Origin of the sequence: Bacillus carboniphilus (assembly GCF_039522365.1) — a bacterium.
Taxonomy (GTDB): domain Bacteria; phylum Bacillota; class Bacilli; order Bacillales; family JC228; genus Bacillus_BF; species Bacillus_BF carboniphilus.
The window spans coordinates 131766-148699 of the sequence record NZ_BAAADJ010000017.1; the positions used below are offsets into that span (position 1 = coordinate 131766).

Sequence of the window (16934 nt, forward strand, 5' to 3'; positions counted from 1 at the left end):
CTTAACACCATCCACCCTCCTGATCGCAGTCTGTGTATTTGGCATCTGGTTCCTGAACCACTGAGTAGTCTTTAAAAATCTTCTGATTAAACACTTGAAATTGGGAGGAGAGTTCAAATTGAGATTTGTCACTTGGGATTTTTAGAGAACCAATTTTTTCATTTTCTAGATAAAGATCGATTTGATTTCCATGAAGCTTTCCAACAATTCGATCTGTTACATCAATCTTTTCTTGTTTTAGCGTCATGCTATTCCCACCTTTCTATTTTTATTATTTCCGTTAAAGAAAGGAGCATGCTGGTGAAGGTTTCCTTATTAAAGAAAAACGCTGTTTTCGTAAAGATTGTTGTTTATTGCACATGTTATTTAACCGCAGTTGATTGGAGTGGAAGGTGCTTGACTCATTTCCACTGCCCTGAAGAAATATATGGAAGCAGTGGAAATTGGGAAAAGAGGGACAAGGGAGACCCCGCAGGAGCGATAGCGACGAGGAGGCTCCCGGACCGCCCGCGGAAAGCAAGCACCTGCAACGGAAATCAACGTCCCTTGTTCATTGAACCAACTACTGTCAAAAACAACAAAGTATATGAAAATAGCCAAGAAAAAAAGCACTTGAATTAAATTCAAGCGCTTCAAGAGATTAGTCTTCGTTTGTCATTTCGTCATATTGCTCAGCTGTCATAAGCTCATCTAATTCAGCTGAGTTAGAAAGCTCAACTACAATCATCCATGCTTTTTCATATGGAGATTCGTTTACAAATTCTGGGCTGTCGCTAAGCTCTTCGTTCACTTCTACAACTTTACCAGAAACCGGAGCGTATAATTCAGAAACTGTTTTAACAGATTCTACGCTTCCAAATGGATCGTTTACCGTGATTTCGTCTCCTACCTCTGGTAGCTCAACAAATACGATATCTCCAAGTTCTGATTGTGCAAAGTGAGTGATTCCAATACGAACTTTATCTCCTTCAACTTTTACCCATTCATGTTCTTCAGAATAACGAAGATCTTTTGGTGTGCTCATGTTATTCCCTCCATTATGTATCTTTTTGAATAATCTAACCCAATTTATCATGACACATTTTACCCGAAAAATGCAAGATTTGACATGCAAGCTAGACTATTTTTTCCATACCTCTTCATATTGTTCTTCTTTATAGCCAACCGTAACATGATTGCCATCCGTTGCGATTGGTTGTTTTATTAGCTTCCCGTTAGAAGCAAGCAGTTCTAACTGCTCAGATTCAGACATATCTTTTAGCTTATCTTTTACTCCGAGTTCACGGTATACTTGTCCACTAGTGTTAAAAAACTTCTTTAGATCTAGTCCGCTGTTTTTATAGATTTTTTCTAATTCATCTTTTGTTGGTGGCTGATCAACAATGTGAATGTAGTTATACTCTACATTATTCTCATCCAACCATTTCGCAGCTTTGCGACAAGTCCCGCAATTTGGGTATCCATAAAATGTAATTGCCATTTTTTCACCTCTGTCCACATGATTTACGAATAGAGTAACATACTTATGAACCTAAGAAAAAGCCGGAGGGATCTCCGGCTTTTCCATTTTTTTTAAACTACATACTTTTCTTCTTCAATCAATAGCACGGATGCTTCACGTTTCTTTTGAATGACGTTAATTGGCGTGTGTCTTGTGAATTTTCTTAGGGCGGATAACATCATTCTTAAAGAATCACCCGTTTCAACTGCAATCAGAGACTCTTTTGCATGTTGCTCGATTTCGTTGAATGCTTCTTGGCAGAAGATTTGAGTATAAAGAAGCTTTTGCTTACTTTTCTCTAGTCCGTCTCTTTCAACGGCTTTTTCCGTACGAAGAAGGGCTGATTCCATTGCATATACGTTTGAAACGATATCTGCAATATTCACTAAAACTTCTTGTTCTTTTTCTAAAGCTGGGCCAAACTTTTGAGCTGCTAAGCCAGCAATCATCAAGCCGATTTTCTTCGCATTTTTCACAAGATGCTTTTCTTGTGCTAGAGGCTCATCTCCAGGCTCTTCAGGCATCATCATCATAAGCTCTTCTTGAAGGGCTTGAGCTTTTTGAAGAAGTGGAAGCTCACCTTTCATTGCTTTTCTTAAGTACGTTCCAGGCACAAGAAGACGGTTAATTTCGTTTGTTCCTTCGAAAATACGGTTAATACGAGAGTCACGGTATGCTCTTTCAATTTCATATTCACTCATAAACCCGTATCCACCGTGGAGCTGAACACCTTCATCCACAATATAGTCTAGGACTTCAGAACCGAATACTTTATTTAAGGAGCACTCGATGGCATATTCTGCAATCGATTTAGCTACTTCTTTACCATCGTTTACTTGCTCCGTTGTTAATTGGCTCATACGGTCTTCAAATAAACCAACTGTGCGGTATACAGATGCTTCTGCAGCATACAGTTTTGATGCCATCGTTGATAATTTTTCTTTTGTTAAGTTAAAACCAGAGATTGGCGTTTTGAACTGTTTACGTTGGTTGACATATTGAGTGGTAATTTCAAATGCACGTTTTGCTCCACCAACTGTCCCAACACCCAGCTTGTATCGGCCAATGTTTAAGATGTTGAATGCGATAATGTGCCCTCTGCCTGCTTCCCCTAGAAGGTTTTCAACAGGAACTTGAGCATCTTCAAGGATTAGGGTTCTAGTTGAAGAACTCTTGATTCCCATTTTCTTTTCTTCAGGACCCGTTGAAACGCCTGGATAATCTCTTTCTACGATAAAGGCTGAGAAGTGCTCTCCATCGATTTTTGCATAGACAACAAATACATCAGCAAATGCTGAGTTTGTAATCCATTGTTTCTCTCCGTTCAACACATAATGAGTACCCGCTTCGTTTAATTTCGCAGTCGTTTTTGCACCTAAAGCATCTGAACCAGAACCTGGCTCTGTTAGGGCATATGCAGCAAGCTTCTCACCAGTAGCAAGGGCTGGTAGGTATTTTTGCTTTTGTTCCTCTGTACCAAATAATACGATTGGTAGAGAACCGATCCCTACGTGTGCACCATGTGAAATAGAGAAACCACCAGATTTCGCCATTTTTTCTGCAATGAGGGCTGAGCTGACTTTGTCTAAGCTTAGGCCGCCATACTCCTCTGGTACGTCTACTCCAAGCAAACCAAGTTCACCAGCTTGTTTAAGTAGTTTTACAGAGCGTTCGAACTCGTGATTTTCTAAGTGTTCGACTTGCGGTAATACTTCATTATCAATGAAATCTTCTGTCGTTTTTGAGATCATTTTATGTTCTTCTGTAAAATCCTCAGGCGTAAACACTTGATTAGCTGCAATGTCATCTAAAATAAAGCTTCCGCCTTTGATCATTTGATCCGTTTGCTTTGTCATTAAAATTCTCCTCTCTGGGAATGGATTTAATTTATTTTTGTTTTATGATACTGGGCTTCCTTCCGTAAACGCGGATTTCAGAAGTTTGAGACCTTTTCCGGAAGTCACTAACGATTATTCGGAACTGTTGCACCTGTTTTCGGAAGTAAGACGATGTTTATCAGAACTTAGGAACTATAATTGAGAACACATGCCTGTTATTCAACACTCAAGACCCGGTATTCAGAACTCAGATCTTTAATTCAGAACTCAGGACCTTTAATTCAGAACTCAAGACCTTTAATTCAGAACTCAGGACCTTTAATTCAGAACTCAAGACCTTTAATTCAGAACTCAGGTCCTTTAATTCAGAACTCAGGACCTTTAATTCAGAACTCAAGACCTTTAATTCAGAACTCAGGTCCTTTAATTCAGAACTCAGGACCTTTAGTTCAGAACTCAGAGCCTAATTCAGAACTAAGCCCATGTTTCACTAAGACAAGGGTTCTTCTCTTCTGTCAAATAGACTTCACTCAGAAAAGTGGGACACCGAAACCTGTCCCCTCTGTCTCATCCGAACTCAGGAAGTGGGACAGCAAAACCTGTCCCCTTGTCCCTAGAGCAGTTCGAAGATACCCGCGGCACCCATTCCTCCACCCATACACATGGTGACCATTCCGAATTGTTCGTTTCTACGCTTCATTTCGTGAATTAAGGATAGGGTTAGTTTTGAACCTGTACAACCAAGTGGGTGGCCAAGTGCAATAGCTCCACCGTTGACATTAACTATTTCTTCATTTAGTCCAAGTTCACGGATGACTTGGATGGCTTGCGAAGCAAATGCTTCATTTAATTCGATTAAACCAATATCACTTAGCTCCAGACCCGCTAGTTTCAAAGCACGAGGTACTGCTTCTACCGGACCGATTCCCATTATTTCAGGTGGGACTCCGGCTACTGCAAAGGAGCGGAATTTTGCTAATGGTTTTAATCCAAGGGAATCTGCTTTTTCACGATCCATGACCATTACTGCAGCTGCTCCATCACTTGTTTGGGAAGAGTTACCTGCTGTTACGGATCCTGTCATAGAAAACGCTGGACGTAATTTTCCAAGTATTTCAGTAGTTGTTCCTACTCTTACGCCTTCATCCACTTCAAACTTCACTTGTTTTTCAAAAAGCTTATGATCTTTACCTACACTTCTTAAAGTTACATCAACAGGGACAATTTCATCTTTGAATTTACCTGCTTCAATGGCAGCCGCTGCACGTTGATGACTGCGAACGGCAAAAGCATCTTGGTCTTCACGAGTCACACCAAAATGTTTGGCTACTTCTTCCGCTGTATGTCCCATACTCATGTAATATTCTGGTGCTTCTTCAGCAAGTCTTACGTTTGGTCTAGCCACATGACCCATCATCGGTACTAGACTCATAGATTCTGCACCACCAGCAATAATCGTATCTGACTGGCCTAGCATGATTCGTTCGGCTGCATATGCGATGGATTGAAGACCCGAAGAACAATAACGGTTAATCGTAATAGCTGGCACTTGGTATGGTAGACCTGCCAATGCTCCGATATTACGAGCCATATTCAAACCTTGTTCTGCTTCCGGCATCGCACATCCAATGATTAGATCATCGATGTTCCCTTCATAATTGCCTGCTCTTTTTAATGTTTCTTTTACAACTAATGCACCTAAATCATCCGGACGTACATGTGCAAGAGTTCCTTTTTTTGCTTTCCCAACTGGTGTTCTGGCACCAGCAACTATGACCGCTTCTTTCACTTTTTTTCCTCCTCCTTTACCTTAGTTACGTAATGGCTTCCCTTTTACTAACATGTGCTGCATTCTTGCTTGTGTTTTCGGATGAGCAATTAAGGTAATAAACGCTTCACGTTCTAAGTTGAGTAAGTACTCCTCATCAACTTCTGTTCCATAAGGGACTTTTCCACCTGCAATGACATAGGCTAATTTTTTCGCAATGAATAAGTCGTGTTCAGAAATATAACCTGAGTTAAACATTACTTGTGCACCAAGAAGTAATGTAGCGTAACCCGTTTCACCTACCACTGGAAACTTTTGTTTTACCGGTGGTTTATAGCCTTTTGCATTTAGAGCTAAAACTGCCTGTTTGGCATCATATAATTGATGGTCTGCATTTACACTAATCCCATCAGCCGGAGTTAAATAGTTCAATTCACGTGCTTCTTCTGCTGACGTTGATACTTTGGCCATTGCAATCGATTCGAACACTTTATTTGCTACTTTTTGTAAGTCGTACTCTACACCATTTGGAATTCCACGAAGATGTCTTAAATACAACTCCTTATTTCCGCCACCGCCTGGTATTAGACCCACACCAACTTCGACTAATCCCATATAGGTCTCCATGGAAGCTTGAATATGGTCAGCAGGAACAGATACCTCTACGCCTCCACCTAGAGCCATGTTAAATGGAGCAGCTACAACCGGCTTAGAGGAATATTTTAATTTCATCATAGTTTGTTGGAATTGACGGACAACCATATCTAGTTCGAATAGGTTATCATCCTGCGCTTCAAATAGCATTAGGGCAAGGTTGGCTCCAACTGAGTAGTTTTTGCCTTGGTTTCCTATGACTAATCCTTTATAATTTTTCTCCATTTCATCTACTGCAAAGTTAATCATCTGAAGTGTGTCTAATCCAATTGCGTTACTCTTTGAGTGGAATTCTAGTAAAAGAACACCATCACCTAAATCAATTAAGCTTGCACCCGCATTTTTCTTAATGACACCATGCTTTGCTTTCCATTGTTTTAAATTGATTACCTTTGGATTGGTTTCTACTTCTTGATATTCTGAACCATTATAGTAATAGAGGTCTCCGTTTTCCTCTTTATAGAAGGAAGGAATCCCCTTTTCAAGCATTTCTTCAACCCACTTAGGTACAGCTAGACCTTGCTCTTTCATTAGAGCAACCGACTTTTCCACTCCAATAGCATCCCATGATTCAAAAGGACCTAATTCCCAACCAAAGCCCCATTTCATCGCACGGTCTATATCTACTATCGTATCTGCAATTTCTCCTAATAGATCACCAGAATAAACGAGTACTGGAGCTAAGATGTTCCAAAGTAACTCAGAAGCTCGGTCTTTTCCGTATACTAATGCTTTTAACTTGTTAGCAGACCCTTTTTGTTGCTTAGCCATTTCAATGGAAGCTGCATTTAGTTTCTTTCTTTCTTCATATTCAAACGTCTCTGGGTTAAGTTCTAGAATGTCTTTTCCTTTTTTCAAATAGAAGCCTTGACCTGCTTTAGCTCCAATCCAACCCTTGTTCGCCATTTCCTTCATGAAACTAGGAACATCAAACACTTGCTTTTCATGTTCATTTGTCACATTTTCAAAAACGTTATTGGCAACATGGATGAATGTATCAAGTCCTACAACATCTAACGTTCTAAAAGTTGCACTCTTCGGGCGTCCAATAAGTGGGCCTGTAATGGAGTCTACTTCCCCAACAGAGTATTTTCCTTTTAACATTTCCTGTAGTGTGACAAGTAGCCCATAAGTTCCAATCCGGTTAGCAATAAAGTTAGGTGTATCTTTGGCAAATACTACACCTTTTCCTAAAACATCCTCACCGAATTCCTTCATAAATGAAACCACTTCAGGGTCCGTGTTTTGTGTAGGGATAACTTCTAATAGCTTTAAGTATCTTGGCGGGTTAAAGAAGTGCGTTCCTAAGAAGTGCTTTCTAAAGTCCTCAGAACGTCCCTCTGCCATCGCTTCAACAGATATACCTGATGTATTAGAACTGATGATACTTCCTGGTTTTCTATGTTGATCTATTTGCTCAAAAACTTTTTTCTTAACAGCTAGGTTTTCTACGACCACTTCAATAATCCAATCCGCCTCGCCTAGCTTTGACAGATGATCCTCTAAATTCCCAGGTTCAATTAAAGACAAATTTTTCTTGGAGGTGAGAGGAGCTGGCTTATGTTTCAGAAGCTGCTCAATCGCGACCTTTGCAATACGATTCCGTACCTGTGAATCTTCAAGTGTAAGCCCTTTCTTTTTTTCGCCTTCTGTTAACTCCTTTGGCACAATATCTAGTAATGTGACAGGGATTCCAATGTTAGCTAAATGTGCTGCAATGCCAGAACCCATAACACCTGAACCAATAACTGCAGCCTTTTTGATTTGCTTCATTTGAAGTATTCCTCCTTCACCATTCTTTTTAGGAAGCGAAACCAACCCTATTATTAAAAGCATATTCCACTAAGTACTGAACAAATGATAGTCAATTTCGTTTCAGGGAATTTGCTTGAAGCTCGGAACTTGATTTCACCGCTTTTTATTGAATGAATACTCATTCATTTTATAGCTAAAAAAAATAGAAACTTTTTTCCTTACTATTACTATATAAAATTTTGAATCTACCTGCAACAGAATTATCTCAACTTTTTGAAAACGACATGGATTATCGCTTTTAGGTAACACTATCTTAAATAGGAGGTGATGATGGTGGCAAAGCATAAAAAGAATCCGTCTAAAAGAGGCGTTAGCGCTGCTAGCGTAAAAGGTGACGCTGGCCCAACAGTAGAAATGGATGGCGGCGGTAAAGTAAATAGCCAGAATAACCAGTATAAGAAGCAATAGTGACAGTTTATCGTGCCCGAAGTTGTTGTTGCTATCGATTTTCGGGCACGATTCTCGGAGTATTGTTACCGTAATTTTTGCGCTTAACCGATTTCCGGCACGATTTACGGAGTATTGTTACTGTAATTCGGACGCTTCTCCGATTTAGGGTACGATTCTGTTAGAGTTTCTCTAAAATAACCGGCTCTTTATAAACAAAAAAAGAGGCCAAACCAAGTTCAGCCTCTCTCCTCTTTATTTTCCAAATGTGCCTTTTAACACAAATGCCACGTTGGCTGGTCGCTCAGCTAATCTTCTCATAAAGTAGCCGTACCAATCTGTGCCATAAGGAACATACACTCTCATTTTATAGCCTTCTTCTACAAGTTCTTTCTGTCTTTCTGGTCGAATTCCATATAACATTTGGAACTCAAATTGATCGTTAGAAATGTTGTGTTTCTTAACAAATTCTTTTGTGAAATCAATAATTGCATCATCATGTGTTGCCACAGCTGTATAGTTACCGTTTAACAAGTGAATTTCAATGAGTTTTTTGAAATTCTCATCCACATCTTTTTTATCTGGAAAAGCAACTTCCTCCGGTTCTTTGTAAGCACCCTTTACTAGACGCAAGTTTGGTGAATATGCGTCCAACTCTCGGATATCTTCCTCTGTTCGATAAAGATAGGCTTGGAGAACCGTACCGATGTTATCGTACTCTGACTTCAGTTCTTTGAATAAATCAATCGTTTTTCCACAGCGAGTATGATCTTCCATATCAATGGTTACGAAAACATTTTGCTTTTTCGCTTCGTCTAAAATTCGTCTCATATTGTTTGCAACGACCTCATGAGAAATATCTAACCCCATTGACGTTAATTTTAACGAGACTTGTGCATCTAGCTTCTCTCTTCCAATTGCCTTCACGGCCTGGATACACTCCGTAGCCATTTCATTTGCTTCTTTTTCGTTATCAACAAACTCTCCTAAATAATCTAGGGTCACGAGCAACCCTTGTGCATTTAGTTCTCTAATAACTGATAATGCTTGTTCAATCCTTTCCCCTGCTACAAAACGTGCAGCACCAAAACGAAGACCATATTTTCTAGCTAGCTTTGTTAGTGATTTATTTTTAGATAGGAAAAGAAAGAAATTTCTCATTAACTGTTCCATTGAACTCATACCCCCTGAAAGCGCATACATAGATGCAAAAAAATATATGTCCCCTATTACACTAGTAAGTTAGGTTTTCAAAGTTATTTTAGCATTTTTCTTATTATTTGAATATAACTTTTTTACTAGATAAGTCTTATTAAATGTATACCCGTTCTGTTTTTAGGAAAACTATTCAAGAAAAACTATGGAATGGAGGTATTTTTGTGCAACAACAGCAGCCAAATACAAACATGAATATGAACATAATGCAGCAACCACCCCAAGTAATTTCATCCAAAGATTTAATGTACATAAAGGATATGCTTTCTTGGAATTTGCTAGCTGCGAAAAAAGCAAATTTTCTTGCTCAGCAGTGTCAAGATCAACAGGTAAAAGCTGAATTGGAGCAATGCTCACAGATGCATCAACAGCATTATAATAAGCTATTGAATTACTTGAGCCCTAGCTATTCTCAGCAGCAAGGAACACAGCAACAAACGTATCAACAATAGATGGAAAGGAGTTATATCTATGAATCAAAAAATTCAAAACCCTGAAACACAGGTTCCCAAGACACCGCAAATGAACGACCGGGATTTAATCAATGATTTATTATCAGCAGAAAAATATATGACGAATGCCTATAGTTCTGCCTTAAATGAAGCCAGTCACGACCAGTTATACCAAGATATTCTTCAAATTTTCACCGATACTCAAAATGCACAGAGACGATTATACAATGCAATGTTTCAAAAAGGTTGGTATGGACTTGAGGCTGCAGATCAGCAACAACTCCAACAAAGCTATGATCAATTCTCTGGGTATAAAAATCAGCTTCCAAATGGGAATACACTGCCTAACTAGATTAAAAAGAGCCATCTCCGTAAAAAACGAAATGGCTCTTTAATCCTTCTTATTACGAAGGTTCTGATTTTTTTCCTTAATAGAGAAACTAATTCTCTTCAACTCTTCCTTCGCATCCGGGTACATTTCATTCCAGTGTTTCACTAATGGAGGCATCGTTTTCGCAATGTGAGAGTATAGAGCCCACATTTTAACTTCGTCCACAGATTGGTCATCATTTTCCCCAATGAGAAGTTCTGAGTATTTTTGTAGAAGGGCTTGAAACTTTTCCTGAACATCTTTCGTCATTTCATAGCTTCCTCCTTCTGTTTTTGTCGCAATCTACACCCTACTGGACATGTTTTACAAAACTTACTTTCCCTATCCTTTAGTAACATATATGTGTAACAGCATGTTTTACGAATCCGTATCAATTGGTCATCCTCTTCTTTTTTCACCTTTTCCGTGTCAAAAGAGGAGAGCGGATTTCTCTTCATAGGACCAAATACGGAACCATCGGCTTCACTGAATATGTAACGAAAGTCCGAAGAGGCATGTTTTCTAATGTTCGAATCTGTCTCCGTTTCCAATAGAGTTTCATACATCCAAAACATATAGACCGCTAAATTTTCCCATAGGACCATTTTAGACACTTTCGTTTCTTTATTTAGTGCAGCTATGATTCTATACAGATGATCTTTAAAAAGAGCTCGAAAAGCTTCTCTACGAAATGTTTCTCGATCATGAGTAGGGCATTGAGTATAGGTTAGAGATTCCAACCGAATGTTCGGTAACCACATTCCATTCTTGGAATTGTCCTCAAAATGAACATCATCTAAGCTAATGTTTAACTTTTTATCCCACTTCGTCAATGCGTATAGGTAAATGACGGGTAAAAAAGCATACCTTTTCATCAAGATAGACGATGTTACTAAGATATTCGGAGCCTCAATCCTAGATTTAAGCATTTTTAGGATAGGCTGTAGTGTTGTACTTTTGATTAAATCTGCTGCACAGAAAGTAAGCTCTCCCTCACTCTTCGCTTCTGTCAGCCTAAATTTTGATAGTTCTTCGAGTTCTTTCTCAGTTAGCCTGTTTTCTAGCATTTAACATTCCTGCCTTCTGAAGAATACAACGTCCCTTACCATAAGGAATACAGAGTGGTGTTCCAAAGAGAGGGTCCATAGTGACTTCACAGTCCATGTCAAACACTTGTTTAACGAGTTGGCAACTAATGACCTCCTCGGGTTTTCCTTCTGCGAACACCTTTTTATCTTTAATCGCCACAATATTGTGAGCATAACGGCAAGCCAGGTTTAAATCGTGAAGAACCATCACAATTGTACGTTGCTCTTTTTCATTCAGTTCAAACAATAAATCTAATATTTCAATTTGGTGTGTCATGTCCAAATACGTTGTAGGTTCATCTAAAAGAATCGTGTCCGTATCCTGAGCTAGAGTCATCGCAATCCATGCACGTTGTCTTTGTCCGCCTGAAAGAGAATCAACCGCACGATCCTTTAGTTCCAGCATTCCTGTTGCCTCAAGCGCATTCATAACCTTTTCTTCATCTTTTTTCGTCCACTGCTTTAACCACGTTTGATGGGGATAACGTCCTTGCTTCACGAGCTGAAGAACCGTTAAACCTTCTGGAGCTACAGGTGATTGTGGTAAAATAGCCATTTGTTTAGCCACTTCTTTTGTAGACATTTTAGCAATCGCCTCTCCTTGTAAAAGGACTGAGCCAGATCTAGGCTTGAGGAGACGGGCTACTGAACGAAGAAGGGTTGATTTCCCACAGCCATTCCCACCGATAAATACTGTGATTTCACCTTTAGGAATTGTTAAATTCAATTCATCAATAATGACAGAATCCCCATAACCTAAAGTTAGTGATTGGGTTTCAATAGTGTGAGTCATACAACCCAGCTCCTTTTCTAAAATGATAGACACTCTTTATTTTAATCCCTTTACTACCCTATGAAAGGACCAATTCCTTCCACATTCATTACTTCGACCTCGTACGGAACAGAAGGTAGATGAAATAGGGTGCTCCAATTCCAGCAGTGAATACACCTGCAGGAATTTCTAATGGAGAAAAGGCCGTTCGACCAATTAAATCTGCTAACACAACCAGAATAGCCCCAATTAATGCAGATGTTGGAATTAACGCTCCGAAGGATGAACCTACTAATCTTCGAGCCATATGAGGAGCCATAAGTCCGACAAACCCAATTCCTCCACCAAAAGCAACTGCTCCCCCTACTAGTGCAGTACTAATCATAAGTAGCGTGAACCTCTGCTTCTGAACGTTTCCACCTGCGCCAACTGCTAAATCGTCACCAAGCTCTTGCAGGTTAAGAATTCTGCTCGCAATAAAAGCAAGAATCACAAACACAATCGTCCAAGGAGTTAGTATTACTACATCAGCCCACTGTGAGCCGTGTACCGTACCTGTGATCCAAATGTTTGCTTTACCCGCTTGATAAATAGGACCTAATATCATAAAGAGCGTGGTTAATGCTTGCATAAGTGTTGAGATTCCAATTCCGATTAATACTAAACGAACCGGTGAAACCCCATTTTTCCATGCTAAAAAATAAACTAAAAAAGCAACAACAGTAGCCCCAATAAAGGCAGCTAACGGCATCCAAGATATACTTACAGTCAGGACATTGTTCTCATTCGTAAAAATAGCCATAAAAGCAACGACTGCGACAGATGCCCCACCCGTTACTCCAATAATATCTGGTGATGCCAACGGATTTCGTATGATTCCTTGAAGAATGGCCCCAGATACTGCTAACCCAATTCCAACTAAAAGGGCAATCAAAATACGCGGCAATCGGAAATCCATTACGACCAATTGCTCCATGTAGTCCCCTCCACCAAACAATACGGAAAGAACCGTTAATGGATCAACATAATAATCGCCAAGTCCTACACTGATTAAAAATAGAACGAAACTTACAGCTAAAAGTGATAACACAACCCAGACTGATTTTTTCTCGATAAGGAAGGAAACCTTATCTTTAATACGGAAGTTAAAAAATCCCTTCATGAGCCATTGAACCCCCTTCTTGCAATGTATACGAAAAATGGAGTTCCTATAATGGCAGTCATGACTCCCACTGGTACTTCTTGAGGCATAATGACATACCTTGCAGAAATATCTGCAACTAACAACAAGCATGCACCCATAAAGGCACTATAAGGAATGACCCATCGGTGATCCGTCCCAACTACTGCACGAGCAAAATGTGGAATGACAATACCTATAAAACCAATAGGTCCTGCAATCGCTACAGCTCCTCCTGCAAGTAAGATGACAACAATCGCTGCTAAAACCTTTATTGTACCTGTTCTTAGTCCCAGACCTCTTGCAACATCCTCTCCCATTGCAAAGATATTCATTTTAGATGCAATGAGAAGTGCCAAAAGCCATCCAAACGCTAAATATGGAAGAACATTGTATAAGTATTCTAATTTTCTCCCTTGGACAGAACCCGCTAACCAAAACAATACTTGATCAAGTGCAGTCTCATTAATAACGAGAAACCCTTGTGTAAAAGAAGCAAACATGGCAGACATTGCTGCCCCAGCTAATGTAAGCTTCATGGGGGTTAAACCTTCGCGTCCAACGGAACCAATGACATAAACCGAAATAGCAGCAACAGCTGCACCTAGAAAAGCAATCCAAGTGTATGCTTGTAGACTTGTTACAGAAAAAACAGTTAAGGCAATAACCACAGCAAAACCTGCACCCGCATTCACACCAAAAATACTAGGAGATGCTAACGGGTTTTTTGTCAATGTTTGCATCAATACACCTGAAATGGCCAAGCTAGAACCAACAGCAGCTGCAATAAGTGCTCTAGGTAAACGTACGGTTGTTAATACTAAATGTTCATTTGAACCGTCAAAATTAGTAAAAGCCTGTATGGCCATCTTCCAACTTGTTTCTGTATAACCATAAACAATGCTTGCACATATTAGGAAAACTGTAGTGGATATAATAAGGACTAAACCAATTAGTCGATAAATGTTATTCGTAAGAAGCATGATTAAATACCTGCCAAATCATCAGCATTGACTTTCATTCTCACTCTAAGTCTATTGAAAATCATTATCGTTGTCAATGAACTTGAAAATCATTTTCAATTAAATCTTGACATTACTTCTACTCCCCATTATCATCAAGATTGTGATAGTTGATAATGATTATCATTCACATAATCTATTTTTATTATTATTTACATAGGAGGATTTACAATGAAAGCTTTACGATCACTATTTCTTCTGTTTACTGTTCTAGCAGTCATCACTCTAGTAGCATGTGGGTCCGGTGAAACAGATGAAGGAACTAATAATAACGATACAAATACTGAAACGGAAGATACAAGCTATACGGTTGATCACTCAATGGGTACTGCAGAAATTCCAGACACACCACAGAAAATTGTTGTTTTAACAAATGAAGGAACTGAAGCACTTCTAGCTATGGGTATTAAGCCTGTTGGTGCCGTTCAATCATGGTTAGGTGATCCATGGTATGAGCATATTGCAGAAGACATGGAAGGCGTTGAAGTGGTAGGTACAGAAAGTGCTGTTAATTTAGAAGCAATCGCTGCCCTAAAGCCTGATTTAATTATTGGAACTAAGCAACGTCAGGAAGAAATTTACGAACAATTAAACAAAATTGCTCCAACTGTTCTCTCGGAAGCCCTTCGAGGTGATTGGAAAGAAAACTTTGAGCTTTATGCCAAGGCTGCTAATGTAGAAGAAAAAGGTCAAGAAGTACTTGGTGAATATAACCAACGTATTGAAGAGCTAAGTACAGAACTAGGCGATCAATTGGAAAAGAAAATCTCCGTTGTTCGCTTTACAGCTGGGGATATAAGAATCTACCATAAAGATTCTTTCTCTGGGATTATCCTAGATCAACTTGGTTTCGCTCGTGCTGAAGGTCAGGATGTAGATGATTTCGCAGAAAGAAATGTAACAAAAGAAAGAATCCCTGCAATGGACGGGGATGTCATGTTTTACTTTACGTATGAAACTGGAGACGGTGAAGCTTCTAAGGTCGAAGAGGACTGGGTGAATGACCCACTATTCCAAAAGCTTGAAGTTGTTCAAAACGGTAATGCACACAAAGTAAGTGATGCTATTTGGAACACTGCAGGTGGAGTTATTGCAGCGAACCTTGTGTTAGATGAAATTGAATCGATTTTCTTAAAATAATGGATAAATGCCTAAAACCAGTCGACCCCCTCGGCTGGTTTTTTTATGTACTCTATGGATATTATTTCCGCTCCAGATTTCCTATCCAGTATTCCCATAATTTATTTTAATTTGGTCATACTATCCACATGTAGTGAAATTTTCCCTATGTGAGGTGAGGACATGAAAAGTTGGTTGAAATGGTACAAAAAATTGACTTCAAACAAAGATTCTAATCAACAAAATCAATCATCTAATCAGTCATCCTCTAACCAAAGGGATACACCTAAAAATACTGAACCTAGACATAAAGAAACGATCGAACTCTCAGCCGATTATAAAGAAGCATTTTATACAAACAAGAATACAGGAAAAACTTTTATTCTTACCTTATTCAAATCCATATCGGATGAAAAAGTCATTGAAGATTTTGTCCTCCCTCCTTTGCTGGGACAGGAATTTAAATCAATTGAGGATGTAAGTAGCTTACTTCCCATTCCCGATGTAGAAATAACAGATGACTTATCTTCACGAGATGAAAAGCTTTTAAATGGTTACGCAGAGATCAAAATGAAAGATGATCTCAGCAAAGCTTGTTACGTTGCAGTTAATAGAAATGAGGGCAGAAGTATAACTCAGCCTGAAATCGAATACAGCGTAATTGGTCCAAAGGAAAGCTTTGTTGAATCACTTGAGATTAATATCAACTTACTTCGAAAAAGGCTTCCTGTGAAAGACCTTGTCGTCCTTGAAAAAAGGGTCGGAACTTATTCCAAAACGAGAGTAGCGGTTGTATATATTAAAGGTCTTGCAGATGAAGAAAATATCAACACAATAGAACAACGCTTAGAGGACATGAAATACGACAACATTATAGATAGTAGTTTTGTTGAACAGATTATATCCGATCAGCATAATTCCCCTTTTCCTTTAGCTCTAGATACCGAGAGACCTGACCGGACAGCAGCTGTGTTAACAGAAGGAAAAGTTGTAATGATTGTGGATGGTTCACCTCATGCTTTAATTGCACCTACCACACTAGTGGAGTTTTTCAACTCCTTTGATGATTACCTAACCAATTGGATGCTAGCATCATTCTTTAGACTGTTGCGTCTGTTCTCTGTTGCATTCTCAATTTTAATAACACCGATTTATGTAGCAGCACTTTCGTATCACTATGAACTAATACCAGGAGATTTATTAGGTACACTAGTTGCCTCTAGACAAAAAATACCTCTTCCTCCTATTTTGGAGGCCATCTTTTTAGAATTAACAATTGAGCTGTTACGTGAGGCCGGAGCTCGACTACCAACAAAAGTAGGTCAAACAATTGGTATCGTGGGTGGAATCGTAATTGGGACAGCATCCGTTGAAGCCGGACTAACGAGTAATGTTCTTCTAATTATTGTTGCTCTAGCTGCCTTAGCTTCATTTACAACACCTGTTTACAAAATAGGTAATGCAATCCGTGTACTCAGATTTCCATTCTTAATCTTTGCTGAAATTTTGGGACTACTAGGGATTGTATATTGCTTCTGTATTCTAATGGCATACACTCTTAATTTGACATCGTTAGGGAGACCATTTCTGGAACCTTTGTTTCCACCTAGATTCACAGATTTTCGTGATGCGTTAATCCGCCTCCCTTTTAGAAATCAAAAACAACGGCCTATGTATACAAGACCGTACAAACCAACAAGGTTTAGGAAAAAGGAAAAGAAGAAATCCAAAGATATCGATGAGTAGGGATGGA

The 16934-nt window shown here is 39.2% G+C and carries 17 protein-coding genes; 5 read left to right on the top strand and 12 right to left on the bottom strand.

The features are described 5' to 3' along the window. Window position 1: 1 nt before the first annotated feature. The 6 genes from ABDZ91_RS08695 to ABDZ91_RS08720 all read right to left on the bottom strand — a co-directional run bounded on the left by ABDZ91_RS08695 (window position 2) and on the right by ABDZ91_RS08720 (window position 7534). Window positions 2–247 carry a YusG family protein gene (locus ABDZ91_RS08695; protein WP_343798130.1) on the bottom strand — a complete coding sequence of 82 codons (246 nt, stop codon included), beginning with the start codon at window positions 245–247 and terminating at the stop codon, window positions 2–4. Window positions 248–640: 393 nt separating this feature from the next. Beyond that, on the bottom strand, window positions 641–1024 hold the full coding sequence (gcvH, locus tag ABDZ91_RS08700; RefSeq protein ID WP_343798132.1) for a glycine cleavage system protein GcvH: 384 nt from the start codon (window positions 1022–1024) through the stop codon (window positions 641–643). A 96-nt stretch (window positions 1025–1120) separates the two neighbouring features. Continuing rightward, entirely contained in the window at window positions 1121–1480 is a 360-nt protein-coding gene (locus ABDZ91_RS08705; protein ID WP_343798134.1) for an arsenate reductase family protein, read from the bottom strand. A 92-nt stretch (window positions 1481–1572) separates the two neighbouring features. Then, the gene (locus ABDZ91_RS08710; protein ID WP_343798136.1) at window positions 1573–3357 is read right to left on the bottom strand and encodes an acyl-CoA dehydrogenase family protein; all 1785 of its coding nucleotides are present in this window, start codon (window positions 3355–3357) and stop codon (window positions 1573–1575) included. 595 nt (window positions 3358–3952) lie between these two features. Further along, on the bottom strand, window positions 3953–5128 hold the full coding sequence (locus ABDZ91_RS08715) for an acetyl-CoA C-acetyltransferase (protein WP_343798137.1): 1176 nt from the start codon (window positions 5126–5128) through the stop codon (window positions 3953–3955). Window positions 5129–5149: 21 nt separating this feature from the next. After that, window positions 5150–7534 (bottom strand): 3-hydroxyacyl-CoA dehydrogenase/enoyl-CoA hydratase family protein, encoded by a 2385-nt coding sequence (locus ABDZ91_RS08720; RefSeq protein WP_343798139.1) that lies wholly within the window; start codon window positions 7532–7534, stop codon window positions 5150–5152. A 315-nt stretch (window positions 7535–7849) separates the two neighbouring features. Between ABDZ91_RS08720 and ABDZ91_RS08725 the strand changes: the two genes are divergently transcribed. Then, on the top strand, window positions 7850–7984 hold the full coding sequence (locus ABDZ91_RS08725) for a YuzL family protein (protein ID WP_343798140.1): 135 nt from the start codon (window positions 7850–7852) through the stop codon (window positions 7982–7984). 234 nt (window positions 7985–8218) lie between these two features. On the opposite strand, the gene ABDZ91_RS08730 is transcribed toward ABDZ91_RS08725, so the two are convergent. Continuing rightward, entirely contained in the window at window positions 8219–9136 is a 918-nt protein-coding gene (locus ABDZ91_RS08730; RefSeq protein ID WP_343798143.1) for a proline dehydrogenase family protein, read from the bottom strand. Window positions 9137–9342: 206 nt separating this feature from the next. On the opposite strand from ABDZ91_RS08730, the gene ABDZ91_RS08735 reads away from it, so the two are divergent. Both ABDZ91_RS08735 and ABDZ91_RS08740 read left to right on the top strand, forming a co-directional pair. After that, the gene (locus ABDZ91_RS08735) at window positions 9343–9630 is read left to right on the top strand and encodes a hypothetical protein (RefSeq protein WP_425541807.1); all 288 of its coding nucleotides are present in this window, start codon (window positions 9343–9345) and stop codon (window positions 9628–9630) included. 19 nt (window positions 9631–9649) lie between these two features. Continuing rightward, window positions 9650–9982 carry a spore coat protein gene (locus tag ABDZ91_RS08740; protein ID WP_343798145.1) on the top strand — a complete coding sequence of 111 codons (333 nt, stop codon included), beginning with the start codon at window positions 9650–9652 and terminating at the stop codon, window positions 9980–9982. Window positions 9983–10021: 39 nt separating this feature from the next. Here the strand turns inward: ABDZ91_RS08740 and ABDZ91_RS08745 are convergent, their stop codons facing one another. The 5 genes from ABDZ91_RS08745 to ABDZ91_RS08765 form a co-directional block, all read right to left on the bottom strand. Then, window positions 10022–10270: a DUF2573 family protein gene (locus tag ABDZ91_RS08745; RefSeq protein ID WP_343798146.1), complete on the bottom strand. Its 249-nt coding sequence runs from the start codon at window positions 10268–10270 to the stop codon at window positions 10022–10024. Then, window positions 10267–11067, bottom strand: a complete 801-nt coding sequence (locus ABDZ91_RS08750; RefSeq protein ID WP_343798148.1) for an IucA/IucC family C-terminal-domain containing protein — start codon at window positions 11065–11067, stop codon at window positions 10267–10269. Before ABDZ91_RS08750 ends, ABDZ91_RS08745 begins: the two co-directional genes overlap by 4 nt. Beyond that, a complete protein-coding gene (locus ABDZ91_RS08755; RefSeq protein WP_343798150.1) occupies window positions 11045–11881 on the bottom strand; it encodes an ABC transporter ATP-binding protein in 837 nt (278 codons plus the stop codon). Before ABDZ91_RS08755 ends, ABDZ91_RS08750 begins: the two co-directional genes overlap by 23 nt. Window positions 11882–11969: 88 nt before the next feature. Then, entirely contained in the window at window positions 11970–13022 is a 1053-nt protein-coding gene (locus ABDZ91_RS08760) for a FecCD family ABC transporter permease (protein ID WP_343798152.1), read from the bottom strand. Beyond that, window positions 13019–14023: a FecCD family ABC transporter permease gene (locus ABDZ91_RS08765; protein WP_343798153.1), complete on the bottom strand. Its 1005-nt coding sequence runs from the start codon at window positions 14021–14023 to the stop codon at window positions 13019–13021. Before ABDZ91_RS08765 ends, ABDZ91_RS08760 begins: the two co-directional genes overlap by 4 nt. A 210-nt stretch (window positions 14024–14233) precedes the next feature. On the opposite strand from ABDZ91_RS08765, the gene ABDZ91_RS08770 reads away from it, so the two are divergent. Further along, a complete protein-coding gene (locus ABDZ91_RS08770) occupies window positions 14234–15202 on the top strand; it encodes an ABC transporter substrate-binding protein (protein WP_343798155.1) in 969 nt (322 codons plus the stop codon). A gap of 162 nt (window positions 15203–15364) precedes the next feature. Beyond that, entirely contained in the window at window positions 15365–16927 is a 1563-nt protein-coding gene (locus ABDZ91_RS08775) for a spore germination protein (RefSeq protein WP_343798156.1), read from the top strand. Window positions 16928–16934 lie beyond the last annotated feature (7 nt).

Excerpts from the sequence above, each read along its gene's own strand:
- ABDZ91_RS08695 (WP_343798130.1), bottom strand. The coding sequence starts at position 247 with ATGACGCTAAAACAAGAAAAGATTGATGTAACAGATCGAATTGTTGGA.
- gcvH (WP_343798132.1), bottom strand. The coding sequence starts at position 1,024 with ATGAGCACACCAAAAGATCTTCGTTATTCTGAAGAACATGAATGGGTA.
- ABDZ91_RS08705 (WP_343798134.1), bottom strand. The coding sequence starts at position 1,480 with ATGGCAATTACATTTTATGGATACCCAAATTGCGGGACTTGTCGCAAA.
- ABDZ91_RS08710 (WP_343798136.1), bottom strand. The coding sequence starts at position 3,357 with ATGACAAAGCAAACGGATCAAATGATCAAAGGCGGAAGCTTTATTTTA.
- ABDZ91_RS08720 (WP_343798139.1), bottom strand. The coding sequence starts at position 7,534 with ATGAAGCAAATCAAAAAGGCTGCAGTTATTGGTTCAGGTGTTATGGGT.
- ABDZ91_RS08730 (WP_343798143.1), bottom strand. The coding sequence starts at position 9,136 with ATGGAACAGTTAATGAGAAATTTCTTTCTTTTCCTATCTAAAAATAAA.
- ABDZ91_RS08740 (WP_343798145.1), top strand. The coding sequence starts at position 9,650 with ATGAATCAAAAAATTCAAAACCCTGAAACACAGGTTCCCAAGACACCG.
- ABDZ91_RS08745 (WP_343798146.1), bottom strand. The coding sequence starts at position 10,270 with ATGACGAAAGATGTTCAGGAAAAGTTTCAAGCCCTTCTACAAAAATAC.
- ABDZ91_RS08750 (WP_343798148.1), bottom strand. The coding sequence starts at position 11,067 with ATGCTAGAAAACAGGCTAACTGAGAAAGAACTCGAAGAACTATCAAAA.
- ABDZ91_RS08755 (WP_343798150.1), bottom strand. The coding sequence starts at position 11,881 with ATGACTCACACTATTGAAACCCAATCACTAACTTTAGGTTATGGGGAT.
- ABDZ91_RS08760 (WP_343798152.1), bottom strand. The coding sequence starts at position 13,022 with ATGAAGGGATTTTTTAACTTCCGTATTAAAGATAAGGTTTCCTTCCTT.
- ABDZ91_RS08765 (WP_343798153.1), bottom strand. The coding sequence starts at position 14,023 with ATGCTTCTTACGAATAACATTTATCGACTAATTGGTTTAGTCCTTATT.
- ABDZ91_RS08770 (WP_343798155.1), top strand. The coding sequence starts at position 14,234 with ATGAAAGCTTTACGATCACTATTTCTTCTGTTTACTGTTCTAGCAGTC.
- ABDZ91_RS08775 (WP_343798156.1), top strand. The coding sequence starts at position 15,365 with ATGAAAAGTTGGTTGAAATGGTACAAAAAATTGACTTCAAACAAAGAT.